General features: G+C 39.8%; 7 protein-coding genes. All 7 read right to left on the reverse strand.

Annotation, left to right across the window (positions count from 1 at the left end):
* Positions 1-241: 241 nt before the first annotated feature.
* The 7 genes from M2448_RS07705 to M2448_RS07735 all read right to left on the reverse strand — a co-directional run bounded on the left by M2448_RS07705 (position 242) and on the right by M2448_RS07735 (position 12,713).
* Positions 242-1,339, reverse strand: coding sequence for a DUF4972 domain-containing protein (locus M2448_RS07705; protein WP_280645783.1), 1,098 nt, complete (start codon positions 1,337-1,339; stop codon positions 242-244).
* A 36-nt stretch (positions 1,340-1,375) separates the two neighbouring features.
* Entirely contained in the window at positions 1,376-3,292 is a 1,917-nt protein-coding gene (locus tag M2448_RS07710) for a LamG-like jellyroll fold domain-containing protein (RefSeq protein ID WP_280645782.1), read from the reverse strand.
* 44 nt (positions 3,293-3,336) lie between these two features.
* Positions 3,337-4,494, reverse strand: a complete 1,158-nt coding sequence (locus tag M2448_RS07715) for a glycoside hydrolase family 99 protein (protein ID WP_280645781.1) — start codon at positions 4,492-4,494, stop codon at positions 3,337-3,339.
* A gap of 101 nt (positions 4,495-4,595) precedes the next feature.
* Entirely contained in the window at positions 4,596-6,848 is a 2,253-nt protein-coding gene (locus M2448_RS07720) for a GH92 family glycosyl hydrolase (protein WP_280645780.1), read from the reverse strand.
* 31 nt (positions 6,849-6,879) lie between these two features.
* Positions 6,880-7,572, reverse strand: coding sequence for a DUF3823 domain-containing protein (locus M2448_RS07725; RefSeq protein WP_280645779.1), 693 nt, complete (start codon positions 7,570-7,572; stop codon positions 6,880-6,882).
* Positions 7,573-7,598: 26 nt separating this feature from the next.
* Positions 7,599-9,569: a RagB/SusD family nutrient uptake outer membrane protein gene (locus tag M2448_RS07730; protein ID WP_280645778.1), complete on the reverse strand. Its 1,971-nt coding sequence runs from the start codon at positions 9,567-9,569 to the stop codon at positions 7,599-7,601.
* A gap of 12 nt (positions 9,570-9,581) precedes the next feature.
* Positions 9,582-12,713, reverse strand: a complete 3,132-nt coding sequence (locus M2448_RS07735) for a TonB-dependent receptor (RefSeq protein ID WP_280645777.1) — start codon at positions 12,711-12,713, stop codon at positions 9,582-9,584.
* Positions 12,714-12,850: the final 137 nt, after the last annotated feature.

The following is a 12,850-nucleotide window of genomic DNA, read 5'->3' on the forward strand; positions in this document are numbered from 1 at the left end:
AAATTCATGCCCCAGGGACGGGCAATGGCGGGATAGGTATTACCTGTAGATAAGGAATGCTTACTCTGTGTACCAACTAAGGGCGTGACATAGTCGGAAAAATTCTGAGAATGTATAGTCAGAGACAAAAAACTAAGCAAACTGAGTAGTAGCCTTCTTTTCATTTTTCATAGGGTTAAAAGGTAAGTATGCACACCTCAATACAAAGATAATGCATACTTACTCAAATTATACATTTGTATTAATCAATAGTGTTCCATTGATATTCGCCGACTAGTTTCGCCGAATATTTTCCGGTTAAGTCTTTAATATCTTCGTTATTTTCTACTGTAGATGTAAATGCCCATCCGCAAACCAAGTCAGATTCGGAACCGGTAACAAGAATTTCTTTGTCTTTAATTTTTCTTATTTCTTCTTCTGTTTTTGCAGATTTCCAGATATGGAAGTCCTTTATGTATCCAGACAATCGCCAGGCATCTGTCATTCCACCTACACCTGCCGGTTGACCAAAAGCAACCATTGAGGTTTCGAGGTAATTCGATAGATAATTTTTACCTGCTTGAGCTGTCGCCTGATCCTTCAATTCACCATTCAGATATACTTTGATAACCTCAGGTCCTCCATTGATACCGTTTTCATCTATAACAGCCGCAAAGTGAGCCCATTGTTCAGTTGTAGCGAAATTTACTCCCGGCTCCATTAGCCCCCAGCTTTCAAGTCCGATAGTCATACGTACTCTTGAATTATCAAAATTATTGATTACCCAGCCTTTACGTGTTTGAGTTTCTCCATCTTCGTTGAAACAGGATATGATGCTTCCGAATCCTTCTGTATATTTCAATTTAAACCACAACTCTACAGTGAATGCCTGCTTACCGGATTCCCCAAATTTAGAATAGTTTGGGCTATAACCGAAGTCGATATATCCTCCGGCTCTGCCGTTTACATACAACTCAGCTTCCTTAAATTCAGGAGGTAGATCTTCCGCTCGTTGTGTTGCCTTAAAGTCCGCTATAGCTTTATTCGCATTAGCAATGGCACTATCCACCTTTTCCTGCGTTGGCTCTGTCTCTGTGCCGTTTCTGAAGAAGCGAATAGTTTTTTCTATCTGTATAACGGCATCGTCCAATATATATTTACTATCTTGTGGATACATATCCTTTTTGTCACCATATCGGGCATTATCCCGTAGTTGCACCATTTCGTCACGAACGTCTTCCATTTGTGCTACAAATTTACTCACATCCACCATCTGATTGTTGTCATCATCGTCGGAACAAGATGTAAATACAAGTGCAGCGAACATTAACAATGTCAATAATTTAAGCATGTGTTTCATAATGTACTAATAATTAGATTATATAAAAATGTCTGTTTATTGAAGTGAAATCCATTGGTAATCACCAACTAGTCGAGCAGAATACCTGCCTGTTAAATCTTTTATCTCCTGATTGTTGTTGGGTGTAGAATTGAATCTCCAGCCACAAACCAAATCGGGTTCGAAGCCTGAGACGTCAATGTTTTTATTCATTATTTTCCTGATCGTTTCTTCCGATTTTGCACCTTTCCAAATGTGGAAATCTTTGATATAGCCCGAAAGCCTCCAATCACTTGTCATACCACCAATACCGGCAGGCTGACCGAAAGCAATCATCGGGGTCTGCAAATAATTAGGCAGATAGTTTCCTCCGTCAAAAGATGTACTCTGATCTTTCAGAACTCCATTTTGATATACTTTTACAACTACAGGTTTTCCATTAATATGTTCTCCATTGATTCCATTTTCATCTACTACAGCGGCAAAATGTACCCACTGTCCGGTGGTAGAGAAATCAAATCCGGGCTCTAATAATCCCCAGTTTTCCTGACCGACAGTCATTCTAAGTCTTGAATTGCTGAAGTTATTGATAACCCATCCTTTGCGAGTATGGGTCTGACTATCTTCATTGAAACAGGAAACTACACTGCCAAAGTTTTCTGTGTATTTTAGTTTTAGCCATAGTTCAACAGTAAATGCTTGTTTTCCATTCTCCCCGAAGTTTGAATAATCGGGACTATAACCAAAGTCTATATATCCGCCATTTCTGCCATTTACATATAATTCTGCTTTAGCTTGTTGTTTATTCTTCACAAACTCATTGACCCAATAAGCAGTCCTGTCCAGATAATAATCAGGGGCAAGGTTTCCATAATCTAAATAAGTGAAAGCCGGGCTGCTGAATGAACTGGCAGGTTCTATCTGCGAACCTTCATGCCACTCGTTAAATGAAGTTATAGATATATATTCAGTTCCTGTCTCTATCGCTTTGCGGTACATATTGTCATAATATTGGCCGTTGTTACGATTGCGGGTAGTGGTGTCATTCCAGGGGCGAACACGTGTATCGATATATCCAGGACCTACACTTGGGATAAATATTTTATTGTTTTGCTTTGCCCAAGCCTGTATAGATGCCCAATTAGAAGATGTGGAACCAAAGGTGAACCCTTCGGCTGCAAAATATGTATAGAATCCATCAAAATTGGCAGTCAGTATAACAGATGGCTGAGAACTCATATTTTCTAACCATAATCCGATAACGTGCGAATCGTAGGCCGTATTTCTTATTGTTCTACTGCCTGTAGGACTTAATAAGGTAGCCCATTCTGCTGCCGGAGTAAGATAAGAATCGTAGATAAAGAAAACAGGCTTGCCTTTCAGCCGGTAAAAAGCAGGATGGTTCCCATAGGTGTTTATCAGATGGGTTATACTCTCTTTCATTGTCGCAGCATTGCGTCCGCCATAAGGCTCGATATGGAAACATACTTTCAGCTTATACTCATTTGCAATGTTAAGGAGCAGTGATATTTTTTCCGGTTCGGATGTACCCGTTTCGTTCCACCATGATAGCGCAACGACTCCCACCCGTGAGCGGACAAACATTTCCATATGCTGCCTTATCACAGCCGGATCCTTACTACTATAGGTTCCTAATTGCGGATAAAAATTGGCTGCAATATCTCCATTTGTTCCGGGAATATAGCCTGTACTGGAAGTTTGTCCCGGACCGGGAAGAATATCATGCCCCCAATGGAAATAGCCATTGTCGAATTCAGCATTCCCATACCAGTTATAGTAAAACCCAAAAGTATTATAGTCCAAATTTTCGCTCGAAAGAGCTGTATTCTTTAATGTTGCAACGTCCGGTTTCTCGTCTGGTTTTTCAAGCATCTCGAGCTGACTGTTACAACCGAATAAAAAGGTTGCCATAAACAATAAAATCTGAATGGTTAACATGTGTCTTGTTTTCATTTTTACAAATTTTAAGTGTTGATTAAGTAATATGTGAGGTGTACTTATTGGCTTCTAAACTCCTTGATCCAATAAGCTGTTCTTGTCAAATAATAGTCAGGAGCTAAGTCTCCGTAATTTAGATATGTAAATGCCGAACCGGTATAAGGTACAGCAGGCTCTATTTGCGACCCTTCATGCCACTCATTAAAGGAGGTTATAGAAATAAAGGACGCTTTGGATTCGATTGCTTTTTGATACATCACATCGTAATATTTACCGTCATTCCTGTTGCGGGTAGCTGATGTATTCCAAGGACGGATACGTGTATCGATATATCCGGGCCCTACACTCGGTATAAATATTTTGTTATTGACTTCGGCCCACTTTTGCATTGTACCCCAATTGGTGGGAGTGGAGCCATAATTGAAGCCAAGTGAAGAAAAATAAGTATAAAATCCATCGAAGTGGGAATTGAGAATAACAGGTCCTTGTTTATCTACATTGTCGAGCCATAAACCAATAACATAAGAATCATAGGCTGTATTCCTTATTGTAATAGCTCCATTCGGACTTAATAATTTTGCCCAATCTTCCGGCTCTATATTGTATGAATCGTAGATAAAGAACATCGGTTTTCCATTCACTTTGTAAAATGCAGGATGATTACCATATTTATCAATAAGTTTTTTCATATTCTCTTTTAGATTTTCGGGGTTACGTCCTGAATATGGTTCTAAATGGAAACAAACTTTTACTCCCGCTTTTTGTGCTTCATCCAATAAAAGTTGGTTCTTTTCGGCTTCCGCTGCCGTCTTCTCGTTCCACCAACTTACAGCAGCTACTCCAATACGAGCTTTTTTGAACATCTCCATGTGTTTCTTTACGATCTCGGGATCGCGATTGCTATACCTTCCTAGTTCGGGATAAAAGTTAGATGCAATATTTCCTTCTGTGCCGGGAATAGTACCGGGGCTGTTTCCTCCATTTGGATTCGGTGCTATTGCATGAGCCCAATGTGACATTCCCCCGTCGAACTGTTCATTCCCATACCAGTCGTAATAGAAACATATAGTATTGTAATCTAAAGTTGTATCATTTTCTTCTCCCGGTGGGTCAGGAGTGACAATATCTTCCCCATTATCGCTGCTGCATCCTGTATAGGAAACCAGCATAAATAATGAGATCACTATACAAGCGATTATCAACAATTTTTCTTTCATATTTTCGGGTATTAATTAGTTTTACGGATATAACTTGAGCCGGATAGTTTTTTTGAAACTATCTAACGGTAATAAAATCAGATACTTTTATCGATTAAGGTCTAATCTCCATTCATTTCAAAAGATGGTGGGACAGAACTCTTATCGGAAGCCCATTGTTTGTTCGGTTTTTCTCCCATAACAAATTCGAGTTTTCCTCCTTTCATCAGATCCTGATGGGTAAACCACGATTTATTCCAGTCTAGCCCATTCAGTTTCGCAGATTGTATGTATTTATTCTTCGGTGAATAATTATGGCATACAATATCGAATGTTTTGCCTTCTCCTAATTTCAGGCTTGCTTTCTCAAACATAGGACTTCCTATCACGTAGATTGGCAAACCGGGAGTAATGGGATAAAATCCAAGCTGCGAGAATACAACGAAAGCTGTCATGCCACCTCCGTCCTCATCGCCGGGTACCCCCATCAGGTCGTTTCTGAACCATTGACCCAGCAAAGTGCGAATCCTCTTCTGTGTCCTCCATGCTTGCCCTGCATAATTGTAGAGGTAAGGTATATGGAGGCTGGGTTCGTTAGCCATAGAGAATTGACCGACATTTCCTGTATGATCCGGAATTTGGGCATAAAACTCAAACTTACTTTTACCCAGAGGTGTATCATACATATTTTCCAGTTCATCGACAAAGGCATCGTCACCTCCCATCAGCGATATCAGATCGGCTATATTGTGAGGTACATCCCATCGATATACCCAGCCGTTGTTTTCTCCATAATAATCACGCGCTCCCTGTCCTCCGGAGTATCGGTAATCGAATGGTTCGACATAATTCCCATTCATATCTTTAGGGTGGAAAAACTTAGTGTCGGGATTAAACAATTTATGATAATTCAAACTTCTCTTCAGAAAATAAGAATAGTCGTCCTTTTTGCCTATATGCTTTGCGATCTGAGAAAGGCACCATTCGTCATATACTGTACCTAAGGTAACTGCTACAGGCTGTCTCTTTTCATAATCGTTCACATTCTCGACCGACTCTTTTTCTCCATACTTCAATGCCGGAAAATAGCCATTCTTTTTATAAAATTCATCCAGTATTCCGGCCTTATCACCCGACCAAGGAATAAGTGTTTTTTCTGTAATACCTTTCTTACAGGCATCATAGGCCAGTTCCAGATTGAATCCGGTGAGTCCTTTTACATAAGCATCTATAACGGTTGCTACTCCATGATTTGAATTCATCCTGCGGCTATCGCCTGTGATTTCGGGGAAGGTAGGCATCCAGAAATTGTCCATTTGCTCAGCCATCCGTATAAATGAATTTATCATATGTACTTCTTTCTCCGGCTCTATGATGACCCTTAATGGATGAGTAGCACGGTATGTGTCCCAAATCCAGTCGTCGGTATAGAATGGGATGCCATTATCACCATGCACTTTATCATCGAACGAACTGTAATACATCCCATCTTCCGAGATGCAAATCATACGCTCGTATGTACGGTAGAGTGATGTATAAAACAAGGTCTTGGAATCTTCACAATCCCCTTCAATACTGATCTTACCTAAAGTCTCATTCCACAAAGCCCGTCCGCGTTCTTTTACTTCATCAAAGCCAATGTCCTTGACCTCTCTGTAAAGGTTCTTTTTTGCCTGTTCTTCACTGATAAAGGATATACCATAACGTAAAAGCATAGATTCTGAACTCTCTTTGAACCTCATTACTATACAGGAGCTTCTTCCTTCTTCATTCATGAGGGAATCTATCTGCTCGGGAATGACCTCTGTTTCGAGAAACAAATAAACTCTTGTTGAAAAATCGCCTATTTGCTGATAACCCGAAACAGAATTACCTTCTGCTCTTAATACTCCATTCTTGCTATTGATAATCAGCGATGGAGTTCCTTCACTAAACTTGAATCTGTATATAGCAGATTGGTGAGATGGAGCATATTCCACATTGATATTATCCTCATTTAAGAATACCTGATAGTAATATGGCTTAATTACTTCATTATCATACTCCAGTGGTATAACCGGAGATAACTGCTTATCTCCGGTAACGGGACTTATGGCAAAAGCCGAGTTTCCTCTATGGCTCGTAACGATCACAGGCAAGCCTTTAATTTTATTTCCGGTATAATCATCCCTTTCCGGATACACCCTAAGCATGCTGTTTGGGAGATGAATGGTAGGGTAAGTAGGAACCAGCAGATGGCTTATATTCCCTATGTATGGATTTACGTAGTCTACCGGCTCTTTTCCTACAATGCTTTTATCTGAGCAGTGTACCATTATCCCCAAAATGAATGTGAGGGATATGACCTGAAGTATATTTTGTGATAAATTTTTCATATCTTGTCTATTAGCTTGCACTTACAAAGGATCACAAATCAATGTTCACTGCGGGTGCATAATTATATTTTGCTTCCGATGCACTGCTTATTGCACCTATACGGAAATAGTAACTGTTGCCTCTGGATATTTTACTGTAATTGTTTATATCCATGATAATCTCATATTCAGCATCTTCTGCTACAGTATTCAGTTCATATGTCACACTTGCTGTTTGTATGCGATAGCCAACCGATATGTCGGGGTGGGCAAACAAGGATATTGCTTTTACAGGCTCTCCTGATGTCTGTTGCATCCTGAATTTTGCTATAACCTTTCCATCCCTGAACTTAATATCGGTATTGGTGATACGGATGTATGGTATTACTTCGAATGTATGGGTATTTGCTCCTTTTTTCATCTGATACCTTATTGTGTCCTGTGGAATATAGTTTCCTTTGTTCATAATGATTTTATAATCACCCGAAAACATCAGATTATTCTGGAAAGTACCATCATTCTTGAGTACCATTGATTGTACCGGAGGATTATTCCAGCCCAGTTCGATAAAATATATTTTTGAGCCTTCCAGAATGTCCTGCTGTACCAGTTCTCCGGTTTCGAGGTCTCTGATCTCTCCCGAAAAGGAAGCGTTCGGAGCATAATCATCAAGATTGTCTTTTTCGCACGAGGAAAAGATTCCTAAACAAACCAGTATGGCTATTATTGTCAAATTCTTTTTCATAATATTTTATATATTAAAGAGTCATTTTATGGATTCTGTACAAGCCCGTTACTTCCTATACCCGGTATCTGTCTGTAATAACGTGAATAATTGAAAGTCTGATTATTATATCCCGGAGGATTCATTCTTACAAAAATATATTTTGGTGTAGCTTCGCGCAGATCAAGGAAAGGGACCAATGAGCGTTTCATTCTGTTTTCAAATGCTTTATGATAAGTTCTCCAACGTATTAGATCCCATCGGCGTTTGTTCTCGAAAGCGAACTCTACAAATCTTTCTTTGCGGACATTATCTACAGTAAGAGCGATTTCGTCTTTATGTGCTGCTCTTTTGCGAACATCATTCAAGGCTTTTTTTCCGATTGTCTGCTCTGTGGTAGTAGGGGCAGAATGTTCTGTTACGGCCTCCGCATAATTTAGAAGGATTTCGGCATAACGAAATTCTATCCAGTCGTTCGAACCTTTATTCCACTCGGGAGTTACATCTTCTTTTTCCTGAAGGAATTTCCTTAACAAGAAGCCTGATCTGGTATAATTTCCGCCAACCGGACTGAATCCTGAATATTGATTGGCATTTTCTGAACCATAAGTATAGTATGTTTTGCCATCGAGACCGGTCACACTGGCATCGGTACGGAAAATGTATGAACCATCGGGTTTGATAATACCACCTTGTATGATAATTGTTTTATCTTTCCACTCGGTACCCGGCAGTATCATTGTAGCCCATAATCTGGCATCCTTATTTTCAAATATTTCATAAGGCTTATCCATCGGGAAAGAATAATAACCTGCATTCTTATCAAATCCTCCATAATTATTTTCATTTCCATCTACTCTTGTTTTTATTTGGCTACTCGTTCCCTTACCGTCATCTGTATAATCTTCATAGGTATCTACCAAATCGAGAGTCGGGTTCATTCTTCCCGGATGAGGCCAGCCACTAGCTGTCTGGTTAGGACGATACCAGATATCATAATTATGAGCCAATACCGTACCCGATGTATAACCTTTTACAAACATAGGCTCTTTTGTTCCTGAAAGTACATTGTTCGGGTTCTCAAACATTTGCTGGTAGTTGTTTATAGCATCTTCCTTTGTTGACGGGGTTGCGCCATATAAGCCGTAATGCCCACTTTTCATCACCTCGTCGGAAGCCTCCATACATAATTTGTAATACCTGTCCGCTTCTTCGGCATCAATACCTGCCAGCTTTTGCTCTACTGCCGGCCCAGAAATACTCAGGTAAGGGGCATGCGTAAATTTGGCTACAGAAGCGGCATGAAGCGCTGCGCGCGATTTCAATGCTAAGGCTATCCACTTATTTGCGCGGCGAGTATCGGCAGGATTATCAGTCAACTTATTAGCAGCTATATCACATTCGCTCAGTATAAAATCCCATGTGTCTTTTTCGGTACTGCGGGGAACTTTCAGTGCTTCCAAATCTCCATCATACACCTGTACTTCTTTAATCAGAGGTACTCCTCCATAGCGTTTTGCCAAAGCATAATAGGTAAATGCCCGCAGGAACGCAGCTTCTCCCTCCAATGCGCTTTTCTTATCGCCAGATACTTTTGTCAGGGTAGGAATGGTTTCTATCAGGCTGTTAATGTCGCGTATCAGGGTATATATACCTCTCCACGATTTATATGTGCCTTTTTCATCTATATAGCCTTCCCAGAAGTTGAATCCTTCGTCTACATCATCATTAAACTCAGAGTGCATGGCTTCGTCACAGGCATGGGCCGCCGAACGTCCTCCATTATTAGGATCTGTATTCCCTATTCCAAGGCTAAAACCTTTATCGATGGCATATGAAAAATCCTCGATAGGCAGACGCCCGTATAAGTTTGCCATATGCATGGCTATACCCTCTTCCGAATCGAGTACTTTATCAGCCGGCACTTTATTATTAGGCTCTACGTCCAGAATGTCGGTACATGCTGTAATGCCGGAAACGATACCTAATATCAGAATTAATTTATATATCTGTTTCATAGTTGTTATAATTTAGAAGTTAGCAGTAAAGCCAAAATTGAAACTCTTCGTTAACGGATAGTTCATTCCTGCATTGTAAGAACCTTCTATTCTTTCCGGATCGAAAGGTTTAACAAATGCATCGGCGAACGTGAATAAATTGTATCCATTGATATAAAAACGGAGGTTGTCGATACCGACCTTTTTCATCAATGAGTTTGGCAGGGTATAGCCTAATTCTAATGTCTTCAATCTTAGATATGAAGCATTTCTACGCCATATATCACTATTGTCCTTATATAAAGCCCCAACATCCTGTATCAGGCGTGATGCCGGCCATTTGCCGGAAACCCAGCGGCTATCGGGATCATACGGGTCTTCTTTATGCCATCTGTCGTGGAAATATTCGGGTGTATTCATACCCTTAGACCATAGAATCTCGGCATAAGTTTCGCTAAACTGAACGGTGTACATACCTGCCCCTTGGAATAATGCATAGATATCGAAGTTTTTCCATGATGCTTCTAAAGTGAGTCCGTAATGGATGAGTGGCGTTCCCGACCAGAAAACAGGCATTTTATCATTGTCGTCTATGATACCATCTCCATTTACATCTTTAAATATATAGTCTCCCGGTAATTCTTTGCTATTGCCCATTTCGCCATGCTGAACGACTCCATAATTTCTTATTTCTTCAGAATTGGTGAATTGTCCGGTAGTTTCGTAACCCCATACAAAGTCGTTCCAACGGTTCGACGATTGATTTCTCCATCTATCCCAGCTACTCACAAATGGTCCTCTTTCCACATAATTCATTTTTGTGCGGGCTAGGTTCATATTGGCCTTTACATTGTATGAAAAATCTCCTATTTTATTACGATGCCCTAGTGTGATTTCTATTCCTTTGGTTATATCACTGTTCAGGTTTTCCTGAGGGAGGCTGGCTCCGTAAGTATTAGGAAGTGATACTGTACGTGTAGCCAACAAACCTGTTCTATCTCGTCTGTATAGGTCAAATTCCATTGAAAACAGCCCATTGAATAATGAAAGATCCATACCTATGTCAAGTAATTTAGCTCTATACCATGTAAGGTTCTGATTGGTAATAGACGGAGCACCGATTCCTGATAATGCTGTGCCATCAGTGAATTCATATATACCTACATTCAGATTATATCCCGGTATATACTGGAAAGCATCTCCTGCATCCTGCCCTGATTTTCCGTAAGAAGCTCTGAATTTAAGATTGTCGACAAAGTTGAATCTGTCTTTTATGAATTTCTCTTCCGAGGCACGCCATCCTATCGATCCCATTGGAAAGAATGCCCATCTGCTATCCGGTGCATACCGGTACGAACCATCGTATCTGAAAGCGAGTTCGAGTAGGTATTTACCCATAAAATCATAGTTGAAACGGCCTACGTATGATATAAATGCCGATTCGTTAGACATACCACCCGACAGTTGATCTTTTATGCCTGCATAATCAATTTCATCGTATGTGTAAAGATCGTATTTACGCTCTATGCTAGACCAGTCATTCTTTTCTTGTTTTCTTTCATATACAAGTGTTCCGCTAACATTGTGTATGCTATTGAAAGTGCGGGCATAATTTATCTGTGCTTGTAAATCGAGCCGGTTTGCTTCATTGTTTCCTACTTGTATCAATGACGGATTATTATATACAGTCTCTATGTATTCGTCGTTGTCTGCCGAATATGTATATGTAGAGTATTTCTTTCTGATCCCTTTATGCTTCTGTTGATTGTAATCATAGCCTAACTGTCCTTTAACCGATAATCCTTGAACAAAAGGAATGTCATATTTCAGAGAAAATGTAGACTGAAAATTTTTATTATGATAAGTGTGGTATCCTGTTAGGTCGGCATCAGCTAAAGCTATCGGATTGAATCCCATTTCCTGTGTGGCCAGATAGTTAGAATTATTATTCGCATAAGCCGGATTTGTTGGTAAGTTTATGCGGGTCTGTTTAAATATTTCGAAGAACGAGTTCCATGGCTGGCTGGTTTTATCCCATCTTCCGGAGAGGTTGATTCCTGCTACCAGTCCGTTCGCTATTTTTATATCTGCATTGGAACGGAAAGTGTATTTGTCATAATTCATATTGTTTGAGCGTAATAAACTCTCATCGCGGGCATAACCCAGACTGCCGAAGTATGAAATATTGTCAGATCCGCCCTGCATAGAGATTGTATGCTGGTGTTGTATCGAATTCTTTTTGAAAACATCATCATATAAATTGGTGCTCTGATAACCCGGAGCACCTTGCTTCCACAATGCCAATTCTTCTTTGGTTACAAAAGGGTTACCATCGGCAAATATTGCTGCATCATTTCTCATTTCCATGTATTGTGCGGCGTTTGCCATTTTAGGTATATCAGTCGGTTTTGAGATACCGATGTTAGATGAAAGAGTTATTCTGGTTTTTCCTTTTGCACCTCGTTTAGTAGTTACTATGATTGCGCCATTAGCAGAGTTCATACCATATATAGCTGCTGTCCCGTCCTTTAGGAAAGAGATACTTTCAATATCTTCCGGATTTAATCGTTGAAAAGCATCAGCTCCATCGCGAACAATTCCGTCAATGATAAATAAAGGTGTTCCCAGTCCTCTGACATTAATATCAGATCTGAATTGTCCGGGCTCTCCGTCTTGTTGTCTGATTCTAAGACCAGACACTTTACCTTGTATAGACTGAGCTAGACTCGGAGATTTTGTCTTAATGATTTCGTCTGATTTTATATTCGAAATAGCTCCTGTAAGGCTTTCTTTCTTTTGTACACCATAAGCGACAACAACAATATCATCAAGTCTTACATTGTCTTCTTGTAATTTTATATCCAGATAATCGGTGTTACTTATTTTTGCTTTATAAGATTTAAAGCCGATGTAAGATATCTCTATTTCTGTTCCGACAGGTATATTAAGAGAGAATGTCCCATCAACATCGGTCATTGTACTCTTTATAGGGGATGTTATCGATGCCCCTATTATAGGTTCTCCTCTATCGTCTGTTACTTTTCCCGAAATAACGGGATTGGTCTGTGCCGCAACAAAACTGAAAGAAAGAGTAATACCTATCACAAAAAAAAGAAATCTTAAAAATGCTTTTTGTGATTTTTTCACACGCTTTCTTGTTTTCATAGTTGTAGTATTAATTAAAAAGTCTTTTATTTTTTCAGGTTCAGATTTCCATATTCATGCTCAATATTCAATTTCCCGGGTATGAATTTTGTATAGCATTAACGGATTTTTTCGTTTTCCTGCTTCAAATATAAAGC

Source organism: Dysgonomonas sp. PF1-14, from assembly GCF_029892965.1.
Lineage (GTDB): Bacteria > Bacteroidota > Bacteroidia > Bacteroidales > Dysgonomonadaceae > Dysgonomonas.